This window comes from Allosediminivita pacifica (assembly GCF_003054175.1).
GTDB lineage: Bacteria > Pseudomonadota > Alphaproteobacteria > Rhodobacterales > Rhodobacteraceae > Allosediminivita > Allosediminivita pacifica.
Genome location: NZ_QBKN01000003.1, coordinates 19,313 through 45,905, shown reverse-complemented (window position 1 = coordinate 45,905; position 26,593 = coordinate 19,313). Strand labels below are relative to the sequence as shown.

Sequence of the window (26,593 nt, the reverse complement as noted above, 5' to 3'; positions counted from 1 at the left end):
CGCGGGTCGTCGAAAGACGGCCCGCGGCGGCGTGTTGCGAGTTAAGGCGCCCGAGCGGTCAGCCCGCGTCGCCGAGCCCGTAGATGTTGGTTTGGCGGATGTTGAAGCAGCCGGCGACGACGCCTGCGTGCAGCAGGCCCCTGAGCAGCCAATAGTTCCGGCGCTCGGCCGAAAGCAGGTTGGCGGCCGCGCCGAGTGCGCAGGCCGAGGCCTTGGCCGAAGCAGCCGCCGCGAGGCGCAGCTTGGAGGAGCGCCCGGTGGCCGAGGCCGAGAAGCTCTGGCCGCAGCGGAACTTGCGCTTGGCCAGCCAGCGCAGTGACAGGCGCTGCGGTTCTACCACCTCGCGCACGACGGCCTCGGGGCAGAGCGCGAAGCGCGCACCGGCGCGATGCAGCCAGAAGAAATAGGCCGTATCCTCTCCTCCCGACCGGCCGCGTTCCAGGTCGAACCGGATATCGCGCCACGCCTTGCCCTTCCAGCGTACCAGCGCATTGCAGGTGTGGCCGGTGATCACGTCGCCGGCGTTGGATGCTGGGATGTTGGAATGGTAGCTGCCGTTGCGCATCCAGTCCGGCGCGCCGGGATCGTATTCGGCGATGGACGGGCCGAAGACGGCGTCGCTTCCGGTTTCGGCCGCGCAGTTCAGAAGCCGCGCGAGCCATTCGGGGTCGGCGACTTCGTCATCGTCCAGGAAGGCCACCCAGTCGGCATCGCCGGCATGGTCGAGCCCGGCGTTCCGCGCGATCGAGATATTGCCGGCGGGAGCATGCAGGTAGGTGACGGGGCAGGGGGCATCGGCTGCGGCCCCCTCCACCGCCGCGCGGCCGCTTTCAGCGGTGTCGTTGTCGGCAACGATGACGCGCAGATCCACCCCCTTGGGCAGCTCCAGCGAAAAGATCGAACGAAGGGTATCGGCCACTCCGGGCCGGCGGAAGGTGCAGAGCGTAATCGCGACAGTCGTCATTTCCCGCGGTGACCTTTCGCAAGCTGCCACAGGAAACCCGTGGCCCAGGCGTTGTGGATGATGAATTCGGCGACACCCGCCCAAAGCCCGCAGGCACTGCGCATCTGGTAGGCGGCGACCACCGAGGTCGCCACGAGGGCACCGAAGTAGAAGACCGGAATACCCAGCGCGGGCGGCCATGCGAGGGCGACCAGAAGGCACAGAAGCTGGATCGCAAGCGACACGGCCGGGACCATCTGGCGCAGTCTCGGCTTCATGCGGTGCTTCAGGATGGTCCGGGCGCGGCCGCGACCGTACCGCCAGTACTGCAGCCAGAGCCCCCGTGGCGTCGGGCGCATCACGTAGTCGGTGCGCAGCCCCGCATCGAGCCAGACCCGACCGCCGGCAAGCCCGAGCCTGTGATCGTATTCGGCGTCTTCGTTGTGCGAGAAGGACGCGTCGTAGCCCCCGATGTGCCGGAACCACTCGATCCGGAAACCGGCGTGGTGGCCGTGATCGACCCAGCCGGACTCGGTCCCGCCACGGTGCGCGGAGCCGCCAGAGCCGAGGGGCGTGTCGACGATCCACGAGCTGGCCCGCTGGAAGCAGTTCTCGCCCTGGGAGTCGAGGACGCCCACCACCGACCCTGCCTCGGGATGCGCTGCGAAGGTCTCGACGACGCGGCGCACGTAGCCCTCGGGATAGACCGCATGGGCGTCGCAGCGCACGATGATCTGTGTCCGCTTGTCCGCCACAACGGAAACAGCCTTGTTGATACCGGCGGATTGTACTTTGTCGGGGTTATCGACGAGGCGAATGTTCGGAAACTCGCGCGTCATCCGGTCAACAATGGCCTGGGTCCCATCGGTACTGCCACCGTCTGCGACGGCGATCTTGACGCCCTCGCAGAATGGGTCGGACTCGATGATCGACCGGATGCAGGCCTCGATATGGGTGGCTTCGTTCAGGGCAGGAATGACGACGAGAACTTCGTCGGGTCTTACGGAAAACGTGGATATCATCAGCTTCTCGGCTTCGATGATATCCCGGCTGAATTCGACAAAACTGTTCATGGCAATACGATCTTATCTAAATGCAGGGCGCGGTCGGACAAAACCCCGGAAAAAATGCACCTGCCTTTGGCAAGAATCGCCCGAAATATCGGCGGGCGGAAATGAGATATTCAATAACGAAAACTAAATTATCTATATCATTTTGGCGCCCTGGGTGCCGCAAAGTCAAGGCCAAAAGATGGTTGGGGCGGCTTTGCGAAACAGTCCTGTGCCGTCGCGGGTAGGCCTGCGAAGGTCCCGCTGCGAGTGCCGCCTGTCATCTCGGCATGAGTACAAAAATCGGGCAGAATCAGGCAGTCCAATGAGAAAGGCCCAGTGCATTATCCATAAACCGCCAATTGGCTCGCGTGACCAGGATCGCTATCGCAGGGCTCCTGGCAATCGTTCCGGATGAAGCCGCGTCCGGTGATGATATTAAGGTTGTTTCGACAATGGTGTCTGCCGCTTATGGTTGAATAGAAGATCGCCCTATCCTGACATTATTGGGGTTCTGCTGCTCGTTGGTGTCGCAGGGGAGAGAAGGTATCTGATCCTGATCAGAATCGTGGGGCATTTCCCGCGCAAGCAGCCGAAACCCGGGCCGGCAGCTCAGAGCTCGAACCGGTGCCCCAAAAGCCACCAACGCGGGCGGTCTAGGGCTCAGCCAGCACGCCAGGGCCACATTCGATTGCCAGCACGCGATCTTTTTCGCATGATGAAGACGTCAGGTGGTGTCGGCCTCATTGTTCGGTCGAAGCCATGTGCCTGGCGGCAGAGATCGATCTTATTTCAAGAAAATTCATTGGAAGGGCAGGAGCTCCGTGAGCAAATGACCATCGAAACTTTTTCCGCGCGCGCAATGACCTGCATGTCCGTCTCGAGGATCGGGGCAAAGCCCCCTCTTGTCGGTGCCATCGGGATCGGGGCGCAGAAGTGTGCTTCTTCCTGGATCCATTCCGTCGCGGGCTCTCACCCGCAGGTCGGGGTCAGCGCCGACAAGGAACTCGACTTCTTCAGCTACTTCTTCGACCGGGGGTACCGCTGGTATGAAAGCCACTTCGACCGCAGCGATGGCGGTGCCCTGATGTTCGAGAGTTCGCCCTCGTACTTTCACGATCCGCGGGCGCCCGGGCGCGCGCATGCCTACAACCCGGACCTCAAGGTCGTTCTGCTGCTGCGGGACCCGGTGAAGCGTGCTTTTTCGAACCACCTGCACGAGATCATCAAGGGTCACATCGACCCAGTGGATTTCGAGACCGGCATGAGAAACAACCCGTCCTACGTCGAGCAGGGCCTCTATGCCACGCATCTCGCGCGATGGCGCGAAGTCTTTCCCGAGGATCAGATGCTGGTGCTCTTTGCCGAGGAGATTTCGGCGGACGCGGGCGCCTCTGCCCGCCGGTTGTTCCGGTTCCTCGGGGTGGACGCGGATTTCGACAGCGCGATCCTGCACGAACGCCGCAACGAAAGCGACCGGGCGCGGCTGCCCTGGCTGCGCGGCGGGCTTCGCGCGGGGGGCGACTGCATGCGCCGGCGCGGGCTTGAAAGCGTGCTTGCACGGATCAAGGCAACCTCGCCGGTCTCGCGCGTCCTCAAGGCCAACAGCGTCCAGGTCGGCAAGGAAATCCCGCCGATGCGTCCGGAAACGGCAGAAGGCCTGCACGATCTTTTCGCGGACGAGATGGCCCGGCTGCGCGAGATGCTCGGCCGCGAAAGCCTCCCCTGGGAGAAGGGGGCGGACCGATGAACCAGCTGTCCCGGATGGACACCAACGACGTTGCCACGCCCTACAAGCTTCTCGTCTTCGCCTACGATGCCGCCGAGGCAGCACAGCGCCGACGGATCCGCGCCTACCAGGAGTGCGGCTTCGACGTGACCGGCTTCACCATGCGCCGTTCCAACATGACCCACGACGCGGCCCCCTTCTGGCGTAATGTCGACCTTGGCGAGACGCGCAACGCCGCCATGGGCCAGCGGATCAGGCGGATCATCGCCTCGATGGGGATCCTTTGGAAGAACCGCGACAAACTGGCGGGGAGCAAGACCATCGTCGCCCGCAATCTCGACATGCTGATCGTTGCGGCCGCGGCCCGGCAGATGATCCGTCCCCGGCCGCGCATGGTCTACGAGGCGCTCGACATCCACGACATCATGACGGACGCCGGCCGGAAGGGGCGGCTCGCACGCGCGGTCGAACGCGGACTTCTCAGGCAGACCGACTCGATCATCATCTCGTCGATGGCCTTCCAGCGCGAGTATTTCGAACCGATGCAGGGCTGGGCAGGCAAGGTGCGTCTGGTGGAGAACAAGATGTGGGTCGGCGACGCCGGTCCCGCCCGTCCGCGCCCCGAGGAATTCGCCATGCCCGCGGAAGACAGGCCGCTGGTGCTGGGCTGGGTCGGATCGCTGCGCTGTCCGCAGAGCCTCGAGATCCTGCTGAAGACCGCGGAGCGCATGGGATCGCGCGTGCGGATCGAGATGCACGGCAACGTCCACCGGCACATCCTGCCCGACTTCGACGACATGATCGCGCGGCACGAAAACGTCACCTATCACGGGGCCTACGGGTATCCCGAGGGTCTCGAGGCGATCTACCGTGGTTGCGACATGGTTTGGGCGCAGGACCTCTGGCAGTGGGGGACCAATTCGAACTGGCTGCTGCCGAACCGCATCTACGAGGCGGGGTATTTCGGATGCCCCTCCATCGCGGTCGAAGGCACCGAAACCGGGCGCCGCGTGGCGGATGGCCTTGGCTGGGCGGTGCCGGAGCCGAGTCCCGAGGCGCTCGTACGGCGTCTGGAGGGGATCACGGCTGCCGATGCCATGGCGCGCAGGCGGGCCATCCTCGAGATGCCGGAAGAGACCTTCCGCCAGTCACACCAGGAGATCGCCGCCGCCGTGCTGAGCTGAAGGGCGCCGCGCGCCTCAGGGGATCACGTCCTCCGGCGGCGTGGTTCGGAGCGCGCGCGGCAGCGTCTCGCAGGCGGCGGGGGTATCGTCGTCACGGTGCCAGCGGATCGCGGTGATCGCGTCGTCTTCGCGGATGTCGAACACGATACCTTCGGCATCCATCTGGCGTCCGAGTAGCTCGTTGAAGCCCGCGTCGTACCACCAGTCGGGCGATGTCACGAGAAGCCCGTCGGGCACGCAGCGGATCACCAGCATAATGTTGTCCTCGGTGCCCACCACGGGCCGGCCGGTGCGCGGATCCACCCCGAAATCTTCGGGCGGGCTGAGTTCGGACCGGCGGCTTTCGCTGAAGAGGACATCGTAGTCGCCGAGGTAGGCGATCTGGTGCAACTCGCGGGTGGTGACGATGAAGGGCGCTTCCTCCAGCCATTCGCCGACGATCTCGGCGCCATCGCGCCAGTCGCCACGGTCCGGCAGACCCTCACCCGAGGCAAGCTGCAGCGATCGCGGCACGAAGAGCGTGGCGACCACCACCAGGATTCCGCTCAGGACGAGTATCGTGTTGCGCGTCCTGGGCGAGAAGCGCCGGGTGAGGACGCCGACGAGAACCCGGACGCCGAGGGCCCAGTTCACGAAAAGGAACGGAGTCGCGTAGGACATGTAGCGCAACGACTTCATGCCCCCGAAGGAATGGGCCAGGAAGCAGAGTACGAAGATCGTGGCGCAATAGACGGCGAGCGTCTGGTTGGCGCGCAAACCCAGCGGAACCAGCGCGAGGCTCGCGAACCACATCAGGCCGTACCAGGTCTCGAACTGCTGGAAATAGAAGGCGTAGTAGTTGCGCAGATGTTCGGAATGCACCGGCGTCCAGCGGTAGAACTCCCAGGCCCTCGCAAGCACGCTGGCCGCGTCGAGAGCCACCGCCGCGATGATGCCGAGGACGATCAGCGGACTCAACAGCAGCAGGGTCGCGGCCGGGTTTATCCGTTGGCGCATGACAAGCACGAAGATCCCGCCGAGGCAGGCGGCACCGACGCCGATGACGGCGCTGATCTGGAAATGGATAGCGAGCGTCCAGCCGAGTGCCGTCAGCGCCGCATAGATCAGCCGCGAGGAGACGCCGCCCGCCACCAGCAGGTAAAACGCGGCCGCCCCGAGCAGGAACGTCAGCACATGCAGGGCGTAGAACCGGGCCAGTTGCGATTCCAGGATGCCCTGCGGCCAGAAGAGGGTGAAGGCCGTCGCAAGCGCAGCGGTCCCGGTGCCGACGACCTTGCTGATCCACAGGAACACCATGACCGGGATCAGCGAACCCGCGATGACCGAAATCACCCGGGCGACGGGCAGGTCCTCGGACCCGGTCAGATGGAAAAGCCCCGCGACCATTCGGGTGAAAAGCGCCCCGCGCCAGTATTCACCGTCAAGGATCCGCGGCACTCCGCTGTCCATGAGGCCGCGCGCCGCGAGCAGGTGGTAAAACTCGTCGAATTCCCCGGGGGCGTTCAGCAATCCGACACGGAGAAGCGCCGCGAAGGCGAAGATCAGCAGCGCCGTCACGTGCAGCGACAAGCGCGATCGGCTGATCTCGCCGGTCACGGCTGCGCACCGCGGGGGTCCCCTGACGAGGGACCGGAAATTTCGGTACTTATGGTCATTTCCGGCTTCCTCAGGTCCTTTCGCCGATCGTCCGGGCCGGGACACCCCCGACGATCGTGTTCGGCGCGACGTCCGAAGTGACCACGGCGCCTGCGCCGATGATCGCCCCGTCTCCGATCCGGACCCCGTCCAGGATCTTGACCCCGGCGCCGATCCAGACGTCGCTGCCGACCACCACGGGTCCGCGCGTCGTCAGCCCCTGCTGCTGCATCGGACCCGCACCCAGCTTGGTGCGATAGCGCCCGCCGCCGAAGTAGCATTGCCCGGCGATGATCGTGTCATCCCCGATCTCGATGCCCGAGACGGCGCCGAGGAAGCACTGGCTGCCGATCGAGCATCTTTCGCCGATCCGCAGGTAGCCCTGCTTGACCAGCAGGATGGTGTCGCGGGCCACGAGCGTGCCCGCGCCGATGGTGAATTCAGCCGGCGTGCGGGCCCCGCGCGCGTCGAGCGAGCAGTTGTCGTCGATGATCACGCTGTCGTCCAGCGACATCCGCCCCGGACACCGCAGCGAGATCGCCCTCCCGAAGGTGACGCCCGCCCCGATCCGGCCGAAGAGGCCGGGGTAGAGTGTCTTGCGCAGCGCCAGCCCGAGCGCGCCGCGCGTGCCCGAAGCCAGCATCATCACGAGGTCGTACTTCAGCGTCGCCAGAAGTCCCTCGCGCCCGACGAAGACGGACTGGTACTTCGACAGCGCCGAGGCTTCGGACCCGAGCATGTCCACGACGCGGTCCTTTTCAGCCGGTCTCGTGGACATGGGCGTGTGGGTCGACTGTGTCACGTCCGGTTCCCCCGCTGCGTTCAGCTGTTGCGGACGATGAAGCCGCGCCCGTTTGCCTCGAAATCGTCAAGCTGCTCGACCTTCCACTGGGGATTGGCGGCAAGCCAGTCATCCAGCGCCTTGGGCTGGCCCAGGTCGGGATCGCTGCCGTAGCTGAACCAGTCGTCGAACAGCAGAACGGTGCCCGCGCGGATATAGCGGTCGAGCCAGTTCAGCGCGCAGATGGTGGAGGAGTAGTAGTCGCAGTCGAGCAGAACGACCGAGGCCGGGCGGAAGGGATGCTGCTGATGAAGCTCCTCGGTCAGCGTGTCCTCGTAGAAGCCTTCGACCAGCACCGCGCGGGACATGTCCATCCCGTGCGCCTTGAGGTTGGCCTCGACATCCTGCCGCGAGCAGGCAAACTGCCCCTCGAAGAAGCGCGTGTCGCCGGCGTCGATGCCCGTGGCCTCGGGAAGCCCCTCGAAGGAGTCGTAGCCGTAGAGCCGCACGTCCTGCAGGCCCATCTCGTCGAGGATCTGGCTCGTGGCGAGGAAGGTACCGCCGCGGAAGAGACCGAACTCGTGGTAGTCGCCCTCGAACGTGCGGGCATCCTTGTCCACGAGGCCCAGTTCGAAGGCCTTGCGGATCGCGCCGGGCGCACCCGGGCTCAGCGTGCGGAATTCGGGGTTCATCTTGTGATAGATCCGCGAGCCCAGGCGATAAAGCGGGGGCGAAGTTCGCAGGACGTTTTCAATGGCTGACTTGACGCGCATGACAATGCCTTTCGGTCGAAATATGTCGTCGTTCTATATGGTACGGGGGCACGACAAGCTGTCGGCTGACCCGGGCAAATCAATCAGGTGGCATTCGCCGGAGTCTCTGCTCCGGACCTTTCAATATCGATCCGGGCCGGCATCTTGTGGGTCATATAGACAATTCCCCCGAGCAGCCCTGCACAGAGGATGATGCCGAATTCGGCCCAGGCGAATGCGAGCGCGAGGTCGCTATCCACGCCCCACACTCCGAGCAAGTATATGAATATCACTTCGCGAATGCCGATGGCATTGATCGAAAATGGCACCATCATGACGAAAATCGCGATCGGAACGATGACATAATAGGCCGCGTAGGGGACCTCGAGGCCAAGCGCATGGCCGATCACCCAGTAGAAGGTCACGACGTTGACCTGCAGCAGGATCGATAGTCCGAGGCAGGCCGGCACGATCCGGTGCGATCCTGCAAAGACGCGCGTCGCGCGCACGATCCTGTCGAGCTTTGCGGGGGTCCTTGCCGGCAGGCGGATGCTTCCCGGCGCCATGAGGAACAGCAGTCCACCACCGACGATGGCTCCGGCGGCGGCCAAGCCGCCCCAGAGACCGGGAAGGTCGGCGGCGATCTGCATCATGAAGAAGGACGCGCCGATCAGGAACAGCAGCAGGGCAAGGAGGCCGAACAGCCGGTCGGCGACAAGCGACAGTGCCGCAAAGCCCGGATCGGCACCGGCGCGCCAGGCCGCCACGCTGCGGATCGCGTCTCCACCGACGACCGACGGCAGGAATTGCCGGAAGAAGAACGCGCTCACCGTCGAGGTGAAGAGGTAGCCGAAGCTGGGAGAGACATTCTGAACCTGCAGGAGCAGCCGCCATCGCGCGGCCATGATCGCCGCGCCCAGGACCTGCATCGCGAGCGCGAGCACGACGAGGGGCAGGTTCGCCTGCCGCATCGCCGAGAACACCGATTCGGTATCGGCATTGCGCACGATCCAGATCATCAGGACGGCAACGATCAGAACCTTCAAAGACCGAAGCGCCCAAGTCCGAAAACGTGACTTGGGCGCCGCATGGCGAGCTTTTGCCATTGCCGGCCCATTCGGCGGCTCAGTATTGCCGAAATTCCCCTGTTGCATTTCAGTTCTCGACCTGTGCTGAAACTGTTCTATGTTCAAAAATTAGTTCTGTGTGGCGCGTCTTATGGGTAACTCGCTTGTCGCTGGCGGCAGGTGATTTTCGTCAGCGCAAGGGGCCGCAAGCCCACGCGGAAGGGGAAGTCTAGATGATCGGTAACAACATCAAAGTCATTCTGCTGGGGTACGCGTGTGCCGCGGTGCTTTCCGTCGTGCTGACATTTTTCGTCTCCATGCCCTTCTGGCTTTATCTTCTCTTCCTCTGGTTGGCCGGCGCCGTCCTGACCATCGTTGTCGCCCAGGTCCGCAGTACGCGGGCCGAACGTCGGAAGAAGGATGCCGACGGAAAGGCCGACTCCGGCGTGGTCGGCAATCCCCGGTCGGCCAAGGGCTGACGTCTCGGCTCAGTAAGCGCCTTTCGACCCTCCCGAGAGAACGATCTCCGCAGTTTTCAGGATGATCATGAAATCCTGTCGCAACGACCAGTTGCGGACGTAGTCGACGTCGGTGCGGATGCGGTCGTCATATTCCCCTTCCGACCGTTCGCCGATCTGCCAGGGGCCGGTCAGGCCGGGCCGTACCGAGGTATAGAGGTGTTGCGCCAGCCCGTAGCGGCTGAGTTCCGAGCAGACGACCGGCCGCGGTCCGACCAGGCTCATGTCCCCGCGCAGCACGTTCCAGAGTTGCGGCAGCTCGTCCAGGCTCGAAGTTCGCAGAAGCGGTCCGATCCAGGGCAGGATCCTGGGATCGTTCCTGAGCTTCTGCTTCTGCTCCCACTCGTGCCGGGCAAAGCTGTCACGCGCGAGGAGGTCGTCCAGCCGCGCCTGGGAGTCCCGGACCATGGTGCGGAACTTGAGGCATCCGAACGGTTTCCCGTTCCGGCCGATGCGTTCATGAACATAAAGCACCGGGGCGCCGTCGCGGGCGACAATAAGCCCGGCGATCAGCAGCATCAGCGGCAGCGCGAAAACAAAAAGCGTCGAGCCGATGATGACATCCATCGTGCGTTTCAGAGCAATGTGCAACTTGCGTGGGCTCGGAGGAGCGGCAAGGTCGTCGCCGCCCTCCACACTCGTGTTGGTCTGATGACTCATTTTGGCCCCCGAGATCAAAAGTAATCGGGGGCTAAATAAGCGCCCCCTCATCATAGAATGTGACCCTTACAAAAAAGACCGAACGTTCACGGACACCGGCAAGGTCGGTAAGAATGTGTTAACAGTTTCCTGTACAGATCAATGTGAATTACTTCACATAACCATATGGTGTGCAAATTTCTTGTATCACCACAAAATGTGCGATGCGACTTTGACCGGCGCCCTGATTTTACCCCATTTATGACCGATTTTAGGGCAAGCCAAAGCCATGTGCCGCGCGAATCACGCGGTTGAGCGAATCGCGAGCTTGTCCCGCACCTTCCCGGCGAGTCGCACCATGGCCGAGGGGCGGGTGGCCAAGGTGGCCGCGGCCTTGCCGTAATGGCGGGTCTTGATGGCGTTGATCGCCGCCTCGACCGCGATCATGTCGGCGAGGTTCCGGCCCCGCGCCCGCATGAGTTGCCGGGCATCGGGACTGAGCGAGGAGGCGTGGCGCGAACAGAAGGCGCTGTCGGCGGCGGTCAGGGCGCGGGCATGACCAAGGTCCAGCCGCCGCGAGATCGAGCCGTCCCGCTGGGTATAGAGATAGCCGGCACCCGGGACGAACCAGAGCGCCCCGCCAAGCGCGAGCAACTCCGCGACGAGGTGAAAGTCCTCGCCGTTGCGCAGCGAGGGATCGTAGCGCAGGCCGGTCTTCTCGATGAAGCTGCGCCGGATCACGGGTTTCAGGTAGCCTAGCGCCGCCTGACCGGGTCGTGCCCCGCAGCCCGAAAGGAAACGCTCCAGCGTCCATTGTTCGGGCTGCGCGATATTCAGGGAGGCAAGGTGGCTTGGCCCGAGGTCCTGGCCCGCCGGATCGACGGGCTGGAGGTCGTCGTAGACGCAATCGGCGCCGAGACGTTCGCCGGCAGCGGTCAATCCGGCCAAGCGACCGGGGCGCATCTCGTCATCACTGTCGAGAACCGCGACCCATTTCCCGCGCGCGATGTCGATGGCCGCGTTCCGGGCGACGGCGGGGCCACCGTTGCGCTCCAGCGATACCACCCGGATCCGCGGATCCGCTTCCGCCATCTGTCGCGCCAGCTGCGCGGTCCCGTCCGGCGAGGCGTCGTCGACCACGATCACCTCGATCGAGGGCAGGTCCTGTGACAATGCGCTGTGCACACTTCGCGCGAGACGGTCCTCGGCGCACCACGCGGCGACAATGACCGTTGCCATGACGTCGTTTTCGGTCATACTCGGATCCTATTGTAGCCACGGTTTTTTAGATGATGATACTTAGCGTTTTGCGTAAGACAATTCTGTCGTTGCGCCGTAAGGCGATATTCGGAATTGCGTGCGGGGTCACCCTCGCATTCGTGCCTCCACCGGTCACTGCTGCCCCCGAAGGGGCCTTTCTATCAAAATTCGACGCAGGCGGGCAGCTGCCCGAAGGTTGGCGGATCAGCAATTTCGCGGTCGGGGATTCGCACTACCGGACGGCATGGTCCCGCAACGCGGTCACCCGCGACGGGATACGGGAATCGCCCTTGCAGCTGCGCCTCTACCCGGCGCCCGATGAATCCAGCAAGGATTTCCTCGGCGGAGAGCTTCAGCGTATTCGGCGCACGCATTTCGGGCGCTACGAGGTGGTCATGACCGCCGGGCGCGGTGACGGTGTCATCTCGAGTTTCTTCACCTACACCGGACCCTATTTCGGCGATCCGCACGACGAGATCGACTTCGAGTTTCTCGGGCGCGACACGACGAAGGTCTGGGTGAACCGCTTCGCCAAGGGCGAGAAGCTCCCGGGCGAATGGGTCGACCTCGGTTTCGACTCCGCCGACGGACCCAACATCTACACGCTCGATTGGCTGCCCGACCGGCTTGTCTGGTACGCCAACGGGCGCGAACTGCTGCGCGTCGAGGCCGCGGATCGCGCGATCCCCGACATTCCCGGCCGCATCTACATCAACATCTGGACCGGCGGGCGCGGGCAGGCCGGCTGGTCGGGCTCGGCCGATGACGACACCGAAAGCGTCGCCACCTATCACTGCATTTCCTACAGTCCGCCGGGCGAAGATGCTCCGATGTGCTCGGACGGGGACATGGACGCGGTGAAGGTCAATGACTGACCGGGGCTCTGCCGATCCCAGGGTGACCGTCGTCATCGCCGCGTGGAACGCCGAGACGACCATCATGCGGGCCGTGGATTCTGCCCTTGCCCAGAGCGTGCCGGTCGAGGTGATCGTGGTCGACGACTGCTCGACCGACGCGACGGCGGCGATTGTCGCGCGGGCGGCCGCTCGGGATCCGCGACTGACGCTTCTGCGCCAGGATCGCAACGGCGGGCCGGCCGCGGCGCGCAACCGCGCGATCGCCGAGAGCGGTGCGCCCTGGATCACGGTGCTCGATTCCGACGACTGGATGGAGCCGGAGCGCCTGGCGCTGCTCGTCGAACTGGCTGAAAGCCGGAATGCGGACTTCGCGGCGGACGATCTTTGGAAGGTGGACGAGGGCGCGCCCGCGTCCGAGCGGCGGGCGATGTTGGGAGGTGTTTCTGGCACACAGGCGCTGGGCCCCGCCGAGTTCGTGCTGTCGAATCTCTCGACGGGGCATGGCGGACGGCGCGAGATGGGATTCCTGAAGCCCCTCATGTCGCGCCGCTTTCTTGAGCGCCGTGGCCTTGGCTACGACACGCGCATCCGGCTGGGCGAGGACTACGTGCTTTATGCCAACGCCTTGCTCGACGGCGCCCGCTTCCTGCTTACCGGCCCTGCGGGCTACGTCGCGACAGTGCGGCGCTCGTCTCTCTCGGGGCGGCACCCGACCGAGGCGCACGCCCACCTGGCCGCCGCCGACCGCGCCATGCTGGCGCGCCCGGGTCTGTCGCCCGACGTCCGCCGCGCAATCGAGGCGCATCTTCTGGAACAGCGTCGCAAGCTTGCGTGGCGCCGTCTCATCGACGCCAAGGGCGCGGCTGATCCAATCGCCGCGGCGCGCTGTTTCTGGGCGCCTCCGAAGGTCTGTCTCGACCTGATCGGGCGCCTGACGACCGAGTTTCTGAGCCGCCTGCGGCGCCGCACCGGGATGGGCAAGGCATGACGCGGTCCTTCGATTGTCTTGTCGTCGCCGACGCGCGCTTTTCCGGCGGCAGCACGGCCGCGCTGGTGGCCGACGTGCAGGCGCTGTCCGCTCTCGGGGCCGACGTCGGGCTTCTCTTCGTGCGGTCCGCCTATCTCGACGACACGCGCGACGCGCCGAACCCCAAGGCGCTGGCGCTGGCCGACCTGCCGGGCGTCACCCTGCTGTCGCCCGGTTGCCGCGCGCATGGGCGGGTCGCCTTCCTGCATCACCCGCTGGTCTTTTCCCGCGGCATTGAGGAAAGCGCCCGGCTGTCGGCGGAGCGCGCCGTGATCGTCGCACATCATCCGCCGTTCCGACCCGATGGCTCGGTCGAGTACAACCCCGCGGATGCCGTCCGGCGGGCCCGCGCGGCCCTGGGCGTCCAGGCCTGGTTCGCGCCGGTTTCGGGGCTTGTCCGCGCGCAGCTCGCGGCCTTCGCGCCCTTCATCCGCCAGACCTCGGTCGACTGGCCAAACATCTTCGATGTCGCCGGCTGGCAGGTGACCCGGGCGCCCTTCTCGGGGAATGCACCGCTGACCATCGGGCGGCACAGCCGCGCCGACCCGCTCAAGTTTCCCGGAACTGCGGCGGCCAATGACGCGGCCTATCCGGCGGGGCCGAACCTGCGGGTGCGGGTGCTTGGCTGCCCAGTGGACACGTTGCGAGAGCTTGGCGCCCATCCGGACCGCTGGGACGTGGTGGCCTTCGGCGCCGAACCGGTGGCCGAATTCCTCAACTCGCTCGACATCTTCGTCTACTTCTACCACCCGCGCTTCGAGGAGGCCTTTGGCCGGACCGTGGTCGAGGCGGCGCTCTGCGGGCGTCCCCTGCTGCTCGACCCGCGGCTGGAACGGACCTTCGGCAAGGCGGCGCAGTACTGCACGCCAAACGAGGTCGCCTCGGCGGTGGATCGGATCGCCGAGAACCCCGCCGCCGCCCGCCAGCGCGCGGCGCGCGTCCGGCAGGAAATGATCGACCACTATGCCTGCGAGACCATCGGCCCCCGGCTGGAGCGGATCATCGCGGACCGCGGCGTGACCTCGCGCCGCGATGCCTCGGCAGGCCCCATTTCCGTCGCCCGCAAGCTCACGGGCCACTACCGCCGGCGCATGGCCGGCCTGACCGGATAGGACGCGCGCATGTACAGGACCACCTCAAACCTCGTTCGCCGGTACAATTCCTTCGCGATGCCCCGGCTCCGCCTTGTCCCCGCGAGTGAGGATGCGCCGCTCTTCGTCGTGGGCTCCGGGCGCAGCGGCAACACGCTGGTGCGTCGCATCCTGATGGCCTCGGGGCAGATATACATTCCGCCCGAAACCTACGTGCTGGGCGAACTGATCGAGCTCTGGCCCCGGACCATGATGCTGTCGTGGCGCGAAAGAGTCTGGCTTTTCTGCGCCCAGTTCGAAAAGCACGAACACTGGCCCACCTTCGGCCTGCCGAACCTCGATGAATTCGCAACTGAGGCGCAGCATCTCAGGCCCCGCCGCCTGCGCTCGCTGATCGAGGCCTTCTACCTTTATCTCGCCTGCAAGAGCGGATCGGGCGCGCAGCGCTGGGGCGACAAGACCCCGTGGAACACCTACCACCTGCCCTCCATCGCGCAGAGGTTTCCGGACGCCCGCTACCTCTGGCTGGTCCGGGACGGGCGCGACGTGGCGCTGTCCTATCGCGATTCCGGGCTGATCGGGTCCTTTGAAGGCGCCGCGCGCCGCTGGGGCGATGCGAATGCCTCCTGCGCGCGGCTGGCGCGCTGGTCGCCGAACGTGCTGCAGATGCGCTACGAGGATCTCGTCGCCGACCCCGAGGCCGCCTTCGGCAAGGTTTTCGACTGGGCGCGGCTCGACTTCGATCCGGCGATGCTGTCGACCAGTGTCGGCCCGATGGGCGACGTCGAACGCCTGAAGCACCACGCCAGCGTGGCGGGGGCCATCTCGACCTCGTCCATCGGCAAGTGGCGCAACACGGTCAGCGAGCGCGAGCTTGCCGCCGCGCCCGCCAATTTCAATCACTGGCTCTCGTCGCTGGGCTATGCCTGAACCTTCGCGCGCCCGGCGACCTGCGGCATGATGTGGCGGTCGAAGAACCCCGTGAGCTTGCGCCGGTAGGCCTCGGGGCTGAACTCGGCCGCCACGCGCTGTTTCGCGCTGGCCGCCAGCCGGTCGCGCAACTGGGGGGAATCGAGCAGGGCGCCGAGGCCCCGCGCCATGTCCGCCGCATCGGGCGCTACCAGCATCGAGATCTCGTCGTCGAGCACCTGCGTGTGCGTCGGCAGCCGGGTGGCGATCAACGGCTTGCCGCTGTCGAGGTAGGAATAGACCTTCATCGGTGTGTTGCGACCCTGCGTCCGGGGCGAGGCCACGATATCGGCCTGCCCGAGGTAATCGGCGATACGTTCGACCGGGCGGGGGCCAAGCAGGCTCACGCTGTCTTGCACGCCCAACTCGCGGGCAATCTCCGCATGCGCAGCGACATGCGCATCGGTCCCGCCGATGATCACCAGACGGGCACGGCGGCCCTGATCCAGCGCCTCGGCAAAGCCGCGGATCAGCAGGTCGACGCCCTGATAGCCCTCCAGGTTGCCGACATACATCACCACGGGTTCGTCGAAGCGGCAGTCGGCGGGGGGCTCGCCCGGCGTCTCGATCAGCGAGACATCCTCGATCGTCTGCACGGGCAGGCCGGGCGCGTAGGATTCCACCGTCGTTTGAAGCGCGCGGCAGCAGGTCAGGGCGCCGATGCTCTTGCGAGCAGCGCGCCCCTCGACCCGCGCGATCCCGTTGCGAAGCCAGGCCGGCAGCCCGAACTTGTCGTCCATCTGCTCGGGGATCGAGCTGTCCATGTCGTAGACGTAGGGCACCTTGAAAACCGGGCGCAGCATCATGGCGATGAAGGCGGCTTCCTCGACCCCGATGACAAGATCGTAGCGCTCGCGACGCATCTGCCGGAAGGCAAGCCAGGTCATCCCCATGTCGGCGATGACCTTCTTGGCCGAGAAGCCGGGGGGCATGTTGCGGGTGCCGGGCAGGGTGGGGATGCGCAGGATACGGCATCCTTCGATCTGCGGATCCTCGCCTTCGGGAAAGGTGATGGCGTCGCACCTGTGCCCCTGCGAGGTCAGCACCTGCAGCAGCGCCCGGACGGCGATCGGTGTTCCACGTGGGACAAAGAAGGGCTGGGGGGCGAGAAGCAGGATCCTCATGCGGTCTCCGTTGCCCGACGCGCGCGCAGCAGGACCGGGTTGCCGTAGCGCCGCGCCTGCGGTGCCAGCACGCGTTCGATGGCGCTCGAAATCTTCGGGTTCTTCAGTTTGCGGTGCACCACCACCGGCAGGGCAAACTGGCCCTGATGCTCGTCGATGACGAAACCGTTGCGTTCCAGCATCTCGGCGATCTCGGCCCGGCCGCTGATCTTGTAGCGTCGGGTGTCGCCTTCGATCAGCCGCTTGGGCAGGTAGAACCACGTGCCGATTCGGCCCACGCCCTGGTTGCAGGTGTAGTCGAGGATCACGGCCTTATCGGCGACACGGCAGAGCTCGGCGACATAGCCGGCAGGATCCTTGACGTGCGCCATCATGCGCAGCGACACGACCGCGTCGAAGCTGCGGTCCGCGAAGGGCAGGTCCATGAGCGAGCCGACCGAGATGTCCCCGGCCGGGACACCGGAGCGCAGAAGACGCTCGGTCGAGGCCTCTTCGCTGACCATGACGCGGACATCGTGGCCCTCTTCGCGCATCACGGGCGCGATCTGGGCGTGGCCGCCGCCGACGTCGAGCACCGAGCTTTCGCGCTTGTCGGGCAGCATGGCGAGGATGATCGCTGCCTGGACGCTCAGAAGCCAGGCGCCCCAGCGTCCGGCGAACCTGAGGGCATAGGTGTCGGTGGAGGCGGCCGCATCCGCGGTTTCCGCCGGTTTCGGATTGGTCAGTTCGGAGGACCGTTCCAGCGAGTCATAATCTTCATGTCGAATATGTAGCATACCAAAACACCAGGGGACTAAATGCGCATTCAATAAAATTCGGCGTCGTGCCATCACGACGAAGGCCCGGAAAATTGGGCGGACACAGGGATATTGTCGTCAATTGGCGAGGTCGGGCAAGAAAAAGTTGCACCCTCACAAAGAGTCGTCCGGTCGGACATGCCGCAGTTGACGACCGATGCAGCTGTTGCCCTAGTAACGCACGAGTGTCCGCGCCAGCGCGTGACGAGTGCAAGGTGACAGGGTCGTAGCGGTACGAATCGATGGCAAAGACATTTCTCGTCAACGCAGGCTCCCTGAGCGCGTCGCGCACCCTGCTTGCGCTCTCGCAGGTCCTGGTTCTTCCGGTTGTCGCGCGTTTCCTCACGCCCTCGGAGTTCGGCGACATGGCCATCGCCATGAGCATCGTCATCTTCGCCCAGATGCTGAGCGACGCCGGCATGGGCCGGTCGCTGATCCGTCAGACGGCCTACGATCACGCCGAGTGGAACAGCGTGTTCTGGCTGCTGACCGGTATCGGTGCGGCCCTGTCGATCGTGCTTGCCGCCCTAGCGCCGGTCTGGGCGGCCCTCTTCGACCGCCCGCCGCTGCTGGGGCTCGTGGCGGTGCTGGCGACGCTGCCCTTCCTGAATGCGCTTTCGGCGGTCGCTGGCGCCCAGATGGAAAAGGACGGCCAGTTCCCGCGGCTGGCGCTGATCCGGACCGTGGCCGGCGTGCTGGGGATCGCGACGGTCCTGATCCTCGCGGTGATGGGCGCCGGCGTGTGGTCGCTGGTGGCGCAGCAGATCGTGCTCGCGGGCGTCCAGACCATCGGCACCATGCTCTCCAGCAGCTTCCGCGCGGGCGCGCCGCGCAACTTCACGCCGCTTGGCAACCACATCCGCTTTGCCAGCGACAACGTCGGCGTTTCGCTCATCTTCAGCGCGCAGAGGCAGGGGCCGGTGCTGCTGGTCGGGGCCTTCCTCGGCGCCGTGCCCGTGGGCCTCTTCTCCATGGCGCAGCGCTTCCTGACTTTGCCCCGCAACGCCGTGGCAGGTCCGGTCTCGCAGGTGGTCTACGTCCGGATGACGAAGGTCCAGCGCGATCTCAAGGACGTGGCCGAGGTCTACGTGGCAAGCTGCCTGCTGCTTGCCGTCGCGGTCTTCCCCCCCATGGCTGTCCTCGCCGGCAGCGCGGCCAACCTCTTTCCCTTCCTGCTATCGGACACCTGGGGACAGGCGGCGGTGATCTTCGCGCTGGCTGCGCCGGGCATGATGATCGAGGTCGCAACCGGCAGCGCCGGGGTCATGCTGCAGGCCATGGACCGGACGCGCCTGCGGCTCTGGATGGTCAGCGAAAGGGCGATCCTGCGCACCCTGGCCGTTGCCGCCGCCGTGCCCTTCGGGATCGAGGTGGTCTCGATCGTGATCTCGGTCTTTTCGCTCGTCTACCTTCCCCGCTACGTCTGGTTCACGCAGCAGGTGGCCCCGGTCAGGCAGCGGGCGGTCTTCGGCTCGATGGCCATTGCAGCGGCAGCCTCGGCGGTGTCCTGGGCCGTGATGTCCTACTGCGCGCAGGTCTTCGGTGGCTGGCAAATGCTCGGCCTCGCCTGCGCCGCGCTGCCCCTTTCATGGGCGCTGGCGATCCTGCCCCAGATCCCGACCCTGCGGCGGGCGGTCGCCGCGCTCAACGGCTGAGACCGGGACCGGATCAGGCCCCGTAGCCGTAGCGCGTGGCGAGGTTGCGCTGCGCCCAGGAAAGCCCGCTGTCGGCGAGCGGCCGAGCCCGGCTCGCCCGGATCGTGACGCGCCCGTTCTCGAAGCGGTCGGGGTTGCCCTGCAGGCTGTGGAACGGGCCGAAATCCACCTCGGATTCGCTGGCGAAACCGTCCGAACGGCCGCGCAGCACCGGAGTCCACTGCTTGATCTCGGTCAGCCCGGCCTGGGGCGCGGCGGTGAACTGCTCGAACCGCACACGCTTGTACGGCATGGTCAGGCGCAGGGATTCGCAGGCCAGGTTCTTCAGCATCCAGCGCTTGTAGGTCTGGCCCTGGGTGTAGGTCGGCAGGTTGTCGTCCATGGCGCCCTTGCCGTTTCGCCAAGATTCGGCCACCGAGACCGGGTTCCGGACCAGGTGCAGGCACCAGACGTCGAGCCCGGCGTAGCGCTTCAGGATCAGCGCCCGGGACGGGTTTTTCGAGGAATCGACGATGACCGAGACTCCCGCCACCTCGGCGATCCGCCGATAAAGCCGCGCCGTCAGCGCGCCGTAGCGTGTCAGGCGCTCGCGGTCGGCCTTGCCATAGGCGCCGAGCAGCAGCTTCACCGTATGGCGAGAGCCATCGTAGCGCTCGAACCCGTCGACGAGTTCGGGCAGCGCCGCGGCAAGCTCGGGGTCCGCGAGGACTTCGCGCCAGAAGGCGCAGTCCTGGGGGTAGACGCCGCAGCTGCAGCGCTTCTTGTTGCGCTGATACTGGTGGACGATCTCGTGCATCTCGTTGAAGGACGCGGCGCCTTCGACGGTGCCGATGCATCGGTCGAGCACGGTCGAGCCGGACCGCCCTTCGCCCGCGATGAAGATGACTGTGGGATCGGGGGAATTCGCCATGAAGATAAACCTGGTACCTGATGTGAAATGTCCGGTGACGTCATGGCCCGTGCAGGGCCGACCACCGGCGAGGCTTGAAAATACGGTATTCTAGCTTTGCGCGGACCGGAGGCGCAAGCGACGCGAGAGTGCAGTTGGCTGGTCTCAAGCATGCGGGCGATCATGGGATGATGCGCGCGGAGGCAGCATGCCTCGGCATTGGGATGTGCTTGTGCATCGCGAACAAGCGATGGTCTCGTTCTCAGAGGATTCCTGCCGAAAAGGGGCGCAGAGTCTGTGAGAACGCTCGCCGCGGCAGTTTTCGGGCCGAAAACTGCTTTTGCCAGTGCGGGCGATGCGATACGCTCAGAGACATATCTTGATTTTTTTTCTTACCGATACTTTTCAGAGACCGATCGGACCGAATTATGACACGATCTCCGAAAGTTCTGCGGCCTTATGGTTATCCTGCGCAGTTCAACACGCCCAGAACCCCGACGAATGTGCGCCTTGTCACGCGGAAGTGGCTTCCCGCCCACAAGCTGTGGCAGCCGCTCGAGGTGGCGCTGTTCACGCCGACGTTCGACGCGGATCTGGTGGCCACCTTCAACCGCATTCCGGTCGGCCCCCGGCCCTTCGTCATCACCTTCGAGAGCCACCTGCCGCGCCTTTTCGGCTACGAGAACAGCGCCGCCTTCCGCTTTTTCTCCAGGCGCCTGGCCGATCCCAAGTGCCGGGCGATCGTGCCGATCTCGAACTTCGCGCGCCGCTTGTTTCTCGACCAGCACCGCGGCGGTCCCTATTTCGATGTGCTGCAGGAAAAGCTGACGAATCCGATTCACCCCAACATCCAGGTGCCGGAGACCCGCCCCAGGAAGGACCGTCGCGAGGAAAAGACCCTTCGATGTATTTTCGTGGGCGGGCACTTCATGCGGAAAGGGGGGCTTTCCGTTCTTCATGCCGCGCGCAGAGCCCATGACGAGGGCCTGCCGATCGAATTTCACATCGTGTCGGACATGACGATGGGCGCGGGCAGCGGCGTCTGGACCGACCCCAGCAACCTCGACTTCGCCGAGGATCTGCTCTCGGCTATCGACCTGCCGAACGTGCAGCACCATGGCAAGATGGCCAACGAGGAGCTCCTCGCGCTCATGAGCACCGTCGACGTGAGCCTGCTGCCGACCTTGTCGGACACCTATGGATATTCGGTCATCGAATCCTTCGCGATGGGCGTGCCGGTCATCGGCACCGCCTGCTGTGCGCTGCCCGAGCTGATCTCTCACGGTGAGACCGGGTTCCTCGTCGATGTACCAGTCAATGCGAACGGGGTCTGGGCTCCTCTGTGGAAACATGATCACGACGGGGACGAATATTCTCGGATCCTGCTCGAGACCGCGGCCGACGTGGGCGACGGGATTCTGGCGCACCTCAGCGACCTTATGGCGGACCGGGATCGGGTCGAGGCCATGTCCACGGCGGCCTTCGAGACCGCGCGCGAGCGTTTCTGCGCCTCCGAGCGGGACGCCAAGCTCGAAGACTTCTACCTTCGGCTTCTTGAAACGCCCTACAATCGCGAGCGGGATCCCTGCGGCAAGACCACGATCGCCTGAACTTGCTTTGGGCCCGGATGGGGCAGGGCATGCCCGCATCCGGGACGCGTGATGTGTCGGGCCGGTGGTCCGGTCACTCCGCGTAGATGGCCGTCTCCGGGTCGCTGCCTTCGCGGACGCTGCTGCGGTACATGCCCTCGCAATTGAAGGGCAGCGTGATGTTGCCCTCCGAATCCACGGCCACGAGACCGCCCGATCCATCGTTCGGCGCGAGATCCTCCATCACCACGTGGCGGGCGGCCTGCTCCAGCGTTTCGCCCAGGTGGCGCATGCGCGCCGCGATCTCGGCCCCCGCGGTGTAGCGGATGAAGACCTCTCCATGGCCGGTGGCCGAGACGGCGCAGGTGGCGTTGTCGGCAAAGGTGCCGGCCCCGGGAATCGGCGTGTCGCCGATGCGGCCGGGCATCTTGGCGGTCATGCCGCCGGTCGAGGTGGCGGCGGCAAGGTTGCCGTCACGGTCGCGCGCGACCGCGCCCACTGTGCCGTGGCGGCGGGCGGGGTCGTCATCCTCTTCGCCGCTTTCGCGCATCTGCATCGTCTTCTGCAGCGCGTCCCAGCGTTTCTGGTCGAAGAAGTAGTCGCGGTCGCCGAACTCGAGCCCTGCCTCCTGCGCCAGCTCCAGCGCGCGCGGCCCGATCAGCAGCACATGCGGCGTGCGCTCCATCACCGCGCGGGCCAGGCGGATGGGGTTCTTCGGCCCGAAGATACCCGCCACGGCGCCGGCGCTGCGGTCGCGCCCGTCCATGACGCAGGCGTCCATCTCCTGGGCACCGGCGCTGGTATAGACAGCCCCGCGCCCGGAGTTGAACAGCGGCTCGTCCTCGAGCGCGCAGACCGCGGCCTCGACGGCATCCATGGCGCTGCCGCCCTTACGCAGCACGGCTTCGCCCGCTTCGAGCGCCGTGGACAGGCCCTCCCGGTAGGCGGCCTCCTTCTCGGGCGTCATCTTCGATTTCAGGATGGTTCCGGCGCCGCCGTGGATGGCAAGGGAATATCCGCTCATGAGAGTGTCTCCAGTCCGGCCTGGTCGGCGCAGTAGCGCGCGATCTCGGCATGTGTGGCGATCCAGCAATCGCCCTTCGCCCCGATATGGGACAGCAGTTCATCTAGGATGAAGATCCGCGACCTGTAGCCGGTGATATGCGGATGCATGGTCAGCAGGAACAGTCCGCCCTCGGCATAGGCCCCTTCGAACTCGCGCCTGAAGATGTCGAGAACGTCCTCTGGCGGGGTATAGGGGCGCTGTGCGCCGAAGCGGTTCATCATGAAGTAGACGGCATCGTCGCGGATCCACTCCACCGGCAGCTCGACCATGCCGGTCGGCTCTCCGTGGTCGAGGATCTCGTAGGGGTCGTCATCGGCAAAAAGCGAGCTGTCGTAGAGCAGCCCCAGCTCGCGCGCGATCTTGAGCGTCACCGGGGAATAGTCCCAGGAGGGCGTGCGCATCCCTTGAGGACGTACGCCGGTGATCTTCTCCAGCGTATCGGCGGCGCGCAGCATCAGGTCCCGCTCGGCATCGCCGGGGACGGCGGTGTTGCGCTCGTGGATCCAGCCGTGCAGCCCGATCTCGTGCCCTTCCGAGACCAGCATCTCCTGCTCCTCGGGATGCAGCAGCGCCGAAACCGCGGGCACGAAGAAGCTTGCCCGCGCGCCGTGGCGGTCGAGAACCTTCTTTATGCGGGGAATGCCACGCCGCGCCCCGTATTCGCCCCAACTGAGCCGGGCGATGGATGTTGCGCCATCGCGCAGCTCGTTGGTCTCGTGATCGCTGTCGAAGCTCAGTGCCACGGCGCAGCGTGCGCCGCCGGGCCATTTCGCGGGCAGCAGATTGCGCCCGGCGCGGACCTGGTCGACAAGACCCCGCCACGTGGCCTCGTCCCATTCGTGCGGTTCGCTCATCCTGCCCTCAGTGCACGGTTTCTCCAGGGAAAGCTCTCGCTTATCCGGAGGCAACGCTCAAGTCACGTGCTGCGGAAAGCCGCTCAGGTGTCGTGCTGCAGCAGCCGGGTCACGGTGCCGACGGCGCCGGCCAACTCGTGCATCTCGACTTCGGTCAGGCCAAGCGCCTCGCAGAGCGACATCGGCACATCCTGCGCCTCGGCGCGCAGGGCGGCACCCGTCTCGGTCGGCGTCACGATCAGCCGCCGCTCGTCCTCGGGATCGCGGCGGCGGGTGACCAGACCCGCCGCCTCGAGCCGCTTGAGAAGCGGCGTCAGCGTGCCGCTGTCGAGATGCAGTCGCGCGCCTATGGACCCGACGCTCTGCGGGGCCTCCTCCCACAGCACCAGCATCACCAGGTACTGCGCATAGGTCAGCCCCAGCCGGTCGAGGATCGGCCGGTAGGCCCGGGTCAGCCGGTTGGACGCGGCATAGAGCGGAAAGCAGACTTGCCGGTCGAGCCGAAGGGGATCGTTTTCGTCATCCATGCCGGTCCATGTGGGTCATTTCGCAGTGACCGCAATCTCCACGTTCACGTTGCCGGCCACGGCGTTGGAATACGGGCAGGTCCGATGCGCGGCTTCGGCGATTTCCTCGGCTTTGGCCTGGTCGACACCCGCGAGAGTCACGTTGAGCTTCACCGAGAGCTGGAAGCCGCCAGCGTCGTTCGGGCCGATGCCCACCTCGGAGTTGATCTGCACGTCGCGGTCACGGACATGGGCGCCGGCATCCTTGGCGACATGGACCACGGCGCTGGCGAAACAGGCGGCATAGCCGGCTGCGAAAAGCTGTTCGGGGTTGGTCGCGCCGCCTTTGCCACCCATGGCCTCGGGGATGGCAAGCTGGACATCGAGCAGGCCGTCATCGGTCTTGACGGTACCGTTGCGACCGCCGACGGCTTCTGCGCGGGCTGTATAGACGGTGGACATTGGAAGTCTCCTTGGCTTGGGTTCGTCAAATTATATTGTGCGCAATATAAATTTGAAAATCCCGCCTCACACCTTTGTCATGATCGTGGATGTCAGGGCGCCTATCCGAAGGGATAGGGTCTACTGACCGGCTGCGCGCGCCGACTATCCCCCGGTGTGCTGGGCCTCGGACAGGGTGTCCCATACAAAGGTCGTCACCGGGACATGAACCCGAAACAGGCTGGAAACCCTCTCGCCCCACGCTCAAGGACGATGCCCATGACCTTCGTTGAACTCGCTCGCGCACGCAGGCTCGCTGCGCTCACCGCCTTCGAACGTGACCTTCTCCCCCGCAGCGCGCGCCCGGCGCCGCCCCGGCGAAGCTGGCTGAGCTTCGTTTTCGCCTGAGGTTCGGTTGGCGGGCCCGCAGGGCCCGTCCTTCGGAATGCCTGCTCTCGGCATTCCGGCGTAACGCGGGCTGCCTGACAGTTCCCCTCTCCCCGGCAGCCCGCAATCACATTCGAAGCTTCGCACCCGGCCCGGCCGAAGCCCTCAGCCAAGGTGTTCGCCATGTTGCCGACACTTCGCGGTCTTTCGTTCCGCTCCCTCACCCGGACACCCATGCCCGTCGACGCGCCATCCACCGATGCCCTGCGCAGGTCGATTGCTCCGATGTTCGACGAAGCGCTGTCCTGGACAGGGCTGTCGGAGGCGCTGCGCACGCGGGGCTACGCCGTCGCGCTGCGCGAGGATCACCTCGTGGTGCTGGACCGCAAGGGCCGGATGCTCTGCACCGCCGAGGATCTTGGCGCGCCGCTTACCCGCCTCAGCCGGCGGCTTGGCCCGCCTCTGGCGGGACTTGCGGGCAACGCCTACGCGCCGTGCCGGACGGTCACTCGGTCGGGTTGACCGGCCGGAACTGCCCGCGGGCCGGATCGTAGGCCTCGAGCCCGCCTTCGCCGATGGTGGTCCAGGTGCCGTGCAACGTCAGCTCATCTTCCTCGACCGCCTTGGCGACAAAGGGGAAGGTCATCAGGTTGCGCAGCGAGGTCAGCACCGCTTCCTTTTCCAGCGCCTCGGTCTGCTGGTCCTCGGGCAGGCTGTCGATCGTTTCCACGCCCGGGCGCAGGATGTCCATCCAGCGACCCACGAAGCTCGATGTCTCCTCGAGCTCCGGCGCGCGGCCCTGGCACATGTCAAGGCACCCCTTCACGCCGCCGCACTGCGAATGGCCGAGCACGATCAGGTGCGCCACCTTGAGCGCGGTGACGGCGTATTCCACCGCCGCCGAGGTGCCGTGCTGCTGGCCGTCGGGCTCGTAGGGCGGGACGAGGTTGGCAATGTTGCGGTGCACGAAGAACTCGCCCTGGTCCGCGCCGAAGATCGAGGTGACCTGCACGCGGCTGTCGCAGCAGGCGATGACCATCGCACGCGGGCGCTGCCCTTCCGAGGCCAGACGGCGGTACCAGGCGCGGTTTTCCTTGTAGGTGGTAGCCTTCCACCCGAGATAGCGCTGGACGAGATAGGTGGGCAGGGGGCGTGCGTGCTGCATGCGGGTCTCTCCGTGTGCTCTGAAGATCACCCGGTGATCTAGACTGGCCTTGCGCGAAATTCGAGGAAAAACCCGCATCCGGTCTAACGAAATGGGAACCTGCGGCTGTCACGCTGCGCCCCGGTGGGACGAATGAGATTGGGGAATGACGTGAACGGGGTGATCCTGCTCGCGCCCAAGGAACGACCGCAGCTCGATACTGTGGCCGTCCAGGCGCTTTGTGACGAACTCGGGCCGCATATGGCCGAAGACATGATGTGTCGCGCGATGGAGGAGCTTTCGCTCCGCCTCTGCCAGATGCACGACCTCGCCGGTTCCGGCCCGGTCGAGGATCTGCACAAGGCCCTGCGCGGGCTCGCCGCCATCGCCGAACAGATCGGCCTGCTTGGGCTTGCCCGCGTGGCGCGCGACGCGATGGCCTGCGTCGAGATGGGCGATCCCGTCGCGCAGGCGGCGACGCTGGCGCGGCTCTTGCGTGTGGGCGAGGGGGCGCTGACCGCGCTCTGCAACCTGCAGGACATGCCCGGCTAAACGCGTGCCCGCTCCGCGGCGCCGGGCAATCCACTTGCCCGGTCGACACCGGCGGCGTAGGTCTGTGGCGTCCGAGTAGCCAGGAGTG

Annotated in this window: 28 protein-coding genes; 12 read left to right on the top strand and 16 right to left on the bottom strand. The window is 65.6% G+C overall.

Annotated features, from left to right (window positions below; translation table 11 throughout):
- Positions 1-58: 58 nt before the first annotated feature.
- Together C8N44_RS03060 and C8N44_RS03055 are read right to left on the bottom strand one after the other, a co-directional pair.
- On the bottom strand, positions 59-964 hold the full coding sequence (locus C8N44_RS03060) for a glycosyltransferase family 2 protein (RefSeq protein WP_107974701.1): 906 nt from the start codon (positions 962-964) through the stop codon (positions 59-61).
- Positions 961-2,016 (bottom strand): glycosyltransferase family 2 protein, encoded by a 1,056-nt coding sequence (locus tag C8N44_RS03055; protein WP_244640961.1) that lies wholly within the window; start codon positions 2,014-2,016, stop codon positions 961-963. Before C8N44_RS03055 ends, C8N44_RS03060 begins: the two co-directional genes overlap by 4 nt.
- A gap of 808 nt (positions 2,017-2,824) precedes the next feature.
- On the opposite strand from C8N44_RS03055, the gene C8N44_RS03050 reads away from it, so the two are divergent.
- Positions 2,825-3,742: a sulfotransferase domain-containing protein gene (locus C8N44_RS03050; RefSeq protein ID WP_244640960.1), complete on the top strand. Its 918-nt coding sequence runs from the start codon at positions 2,825-2,827 to the stop codon at positions 3,740-3,742.
- Complete coding sequence (locus tag C8N44_RS03045) at positions 3,739-4,905, top strand: glycosyltransferase family protein (RefSeq protein ID WP_244640959.1); 1,167 nt, start codon at positions 3,739-3,741, stop codon at positions 4,903-4,905. The genes C8N44_RS03050 and C8N44_RS03045 overlap by 4 nt, the downstream gene beginning before the upstream one ends.
- Positions 4,906-4,920: 15 nt before the next feature.
- Here the strand turns inward: C8N44_RS03045 and C8N44_RS03040 are convergent, their stop codons facing one another.
- The 4 genes from C8N44_RS03040 to C8N44_RS03025 all read right to left on the bottom strand — a co-directional run bounded on the left by C8N44_RS03040 (position 4,921) and on the right by C8N44_RS03025 (position 9,119).
- Positions 4,921-6,501: an ArnT family glycosyltransferase gene (locus C8N44_RS03040; protein ID WP_107974700.1), complete on the bottom strand. Its 1,581-nt coding sequence runs from the start codon at positions 6,499-6,501 to the stop codon at positions 4,921-4,923.
- A gap of 70 nt (positions 6,502-6,571) precedes the next feature.
- Positions 6,572-7,342: an acyltransferase gene (locus C8N44_RS24020; RefSeq protein WP_146178795.1), complete on the bottom strand. Its 771-nt coding sequence runs from the start codon at positions 7,340-7,342 to the stop codon at positions 6,572-6,574.
- A 20-nt stretch (positions 7,343-7,362) separates the two neighbouring features.
- Entirely contained in the window at positions 7,363-8,094 is a 732-nt protein-coding gene (locus tag C8N44_RS03030; protein WP_107974698.1) for a TylF/MycF/NovP-related O-methyltransferase, read from the bottom strand.
- Between the two features lie 83 nt (positions 8,095-8,177).
- The gene (locus C8N44_RS03025) at positions 8,178-9,119 is read right to left on the bottom strand and encodes a lysylphosphatidylglycerol synthase transmembrane domain-containing protein (RefSeq protein ID WP_158273991.1); all 942 of its coding nucleotides are present in this window, start codon (positions 9,117-9,119) and stop codon (positions 8,178-8,180) included.
- Positions 9,120-9,373: 254 nt separating this feature from the next.
- On the opposite strand from C8N44_RS03025, the gene C8N44_RS03020 reads away from it, so the two are divergent.
- Positions 9,374-9,619, top strand: a complete 246-nt coding sequence (locus C8N44_RS03020) for a hypothetical protein (protein ID WP_107974696.1) — start codon at positions 9,374-9,376, stop codon at positions 9,617-9,619.
- Positions 9,620-9,628: 9 nt separating this feature from the next.
- Here C8N44_RS03020 and C8N44_RS03015 read toward each other — a convergent pair whose 3' ends face one another.
- The gene (locus C8N44_RS03015; protein WP_158273990.1) at positions 9,629-10,318 is read right to left on the bottom strand and encodes a sugar transferase; all 690 of its coding nucleotides are present in this window, start codon (positions 10,316-10,318) and stop codon (positions 9,629-9,631) included.
- Between the two features lie 282 nt (positions 10,319-10,600).
- On the bottom strand, positions 10,601-11,554 hold the full coding sequence (locus tag C8N44_RS03010; protein WP_107974694.1) for a glycosyltransferase family 2 protein: 954 nt from the start codon (positions 11,552-11,554) through the stop codon (positions 10,601-10,603).
- Between the two features lie 32 nt (positions 11,555-11,586).
- On the opposite strand from C8N44_RS03010, the gene C8N44_RS03005 reads away from it, so the two are divergent.
- The 4 genes from C8N44_RS03005 to C8N44_RS02990 are packed head-to-tail and all read left to right on the top strand — an operon-like array spanning position 11,587 to position 15,462.
- Positions 11,587-12,432, top strand: coding sequence for a family 16 glycosylhydrolase (locus C8N44_RS03005; RefSeq protein WP_308421201.1), 846 nt, complete (start codon positions 11,587-11,589; stop codon positions 12,430-12,432).
- Entirely contained in the window at positions 12,425-13,402 is a 978-nt protein-coding gene (locus C8N44_RS03000; protein WP_107974693.1) for a glycosyltransferase family 2 protein, read from the top strand. The genes C8N44_RS03005 and C8N44_RS03000 overlap by 8 nt, the downstream gene beginning before the upstream one ends.
- A complete protein-coding gene (locus C8N44_RS02995; RefSeq protein ID WP_107974692.1) occupies positions 13,399-14,553 on the top strand; it encodes a glycosyltransferase family protein in 1,155 nt (384 codons plus the stop codon). Before C8N44_RS03000 ends, C8N44_RS02995 begins: the two co-directional genes overlap by 4 nt.
- Positions 14,554-14,562: 9 nt before the next feature.
- Positions 14,563-15,462 carry a sulfotransferase family protein gene (locus tag C8N44_RS02990; RefSeq protein WP_107974691.1) on the top strand — a complete coding sequence of 300 codons (900 nt, stop codon included), beginning with the start codon at positions 14,563-14,565 and terminating at the stop codon, positions 15,460-15,462.
- Here the strand turns inward: C8N44_RS02990 and C8N44_RS02985 are convergent.
- Both C8N44_RS02985 and C8N44_RS02980 read right to left on the bottom strand, forming a co-directional pair.
- The gene (locus tag C8N44_RS02985; RefSeq protein ID WP_107974690.1) at positions 15,453-16,625 is read right to left on the bottom strand and encodes a glycosyltransferase family 4 protein; all 1,173 of its coding nucleotides are present in this window, start codon (positions 16,623-16,625) and stop codon (positions 15,453-15,455) included. The two genes, C8N44_RS02990 and C8N44_RS02985, sit on opposite strands and share 10 nt — an antisense overlap.
- Complete coding sequence (locus C8N44_RS02980) at positions 16,622-17,401, bottom strand: class I SAM-dependent methyltransferase (RefSeq protein WP_158273989.1); 780 nt, start codon at positions 17,399-17,401, stop codon at positions 16,622-16,624. Before C8N44_RS02980 ends, C8N44_RS02985 begins: the two co-directional genes overlap by 4 nt.
- Positions 17,402-17,664: 263 nt before the next feature.
- On the opposite strand from C8N44_RS02980, the gene C8N44_RS02975 reads away from it, so the two are divergent.
- Positions 17,665-19,077 carry an oligosaccharide flippase family protein gene (locus C8N44_RS02975; RefSeq protein ID WP_107974688.1) on the top strand — a complete coding sequence of 471 codons (1,413 nt, stop codon included), beginning with the start codon at positions 17,665-17,667 and terminating at the stop codon, positions 19,075-19,077.
- Between the two features lie 13 nt (positions 19,078-19,090).
- Here the strand turns inward: C8N44_RS02975 and C8N44_RS02970 are convergent, their stop codons facing one another.
- A complete protein-coding gene (locus tag C8N44_RS02970; protein WP_107974687.1) occupies positions 19,091-19,987 on the bottom strand; it encodes a hypothetical protein in 897 nt (298 codons plus the stop codon).
- A 407-nt stretch (positions 19,988-20,394) separates the two neighbouring features.
- On the opposite strand from C8N44_RS02970, the gene C8N44_RS02965 reads away from it, so the two are divergent.
- A complete protein-coding gene (locus C8N44_RS02965) occupies positions 20,395-21,576 on the top strand; it encodes a glycosyltransferase family 4 protein (RefSeq protein WP_107974686.1) in 1,182 nt (393 codons plus the stop codon).
- Positions 21,577-21,649: 73 nt separating this feature from the next.
- Here C8N44_RS02965 and C8N44_RS02960 read toward each other — a convergent pair whose 3' ends face one another.
- The 4 genes from C8N44_RS02960 to C8N44_RS02945 form a co-directional block, all read right to left on the bottom strand.
- Positions 21,650-22,579: an isoaspartyl peptidase/L-asparaginase family protein gene (locus C8N44_RS02960; protein ID WP_107974685.1), complete on the bottom strand. Its 930-nt coding sequence runs from the start codon at positions 22,577-22,579 to the stop codon at positions 21,650-21,652.
- Entirely contained in the window at positions 22,576-23,475 is a 900-nt protein-coding gene (locus C8N44_RS02955; RefSeq protein ID WP_107974684.1) for a polysaccharide deacetylase family protein, read from the bottom strand. The genes C8N44_RS02960 and C8N44_RS02955 overlap by 4 nt, the downstream gene beginning before the upstream one ends.
- Before the next feature lie 83 nt (positions 23,476-23,558).
- Positions 23,559-24,002, bottom strand: coding sequence for a MarR family winged helix-turn-helix transcriptional regulator (locus tag C8N44_RS02950; protein WP_107974683.1), 444 nt, complete (start codon positions 24,000-24,002; stop codon positions 23,559-23,561).
- A 15-nt stretch (positions 24,003-24,017) separates the two neighbouring features.
- Positions 24,018-24,443: an organic hydroperoxide resistance protein gene (locus C8N44_RS02945; RefSeq protein ID WP_107974682.1), complete on the bottom strand. Its 426-nt coding sequence runs from the start codon at positions 24,441-24,443 to the stop codon at positions 24,018-24,020.
- A 258-nt stretch (positions 24,444-24,701) separates the two neighbouring features.
- Here C8N44_RS02945 and C8N44_RS24015 point away from each other — a divergent pair, with 258 nt between their 5' ends.
- Positions 24,702-24,830, top strand: coding sequence for a hypothetical protein (locus C8N44_RS24015; protein WP_280514070.1), 129 nt, complete (start codon positions 24,702-24,704; stop codon positions 24,828-24,830).
- 162 nt (positions 24,831-24,992) lie between these two features.
- Positions 24,993-25,331, top strand: a complete 339-nt coding sequence (locus C8N44_RS02940; protein ID WP_146178794.1) for a hypothetical protein — start codon at positions 24,993-24,995, stop codon at positions 25,329-25,331.
- Here C8N44_RS02940 and C8N44_RS02935 read toward each other — a convergent pair.
- Positions 25,315-25,974 (bottom strand): carbonic anhydrase, encoded by a 660-nt coding sequence (locus C8N44_RS02935; RefSeq protein ID WP_107974680.1) that lies wholly within the window; start codon positions 25,972-25,974, stop codon positions 25,315-25,317. The two genes, C8N44_RS02940 and C8N44_RS02935, sit on opposite strands and share 17 nt — an antisense overlap.
- Before the next feature lie 132 nt (positions 25,975-26,106).
- Here C8N44_RS02935 and C8N44_RS02930 point away from each other — a divergent pair, with 132 nt between their 5' ends.
- A complete protein-coding gene (locus tag C8N44_RS02930) occupies positions 26,107-26,505 on the top strand; it encodes a hypothetical protein (RefSeq protein WP_244640958.1) in 399 nt (132 codons plus the stop codon).
- The last annotated feature ends 88 nt before the right edge of the window (positions 26,506-26,593 follow it).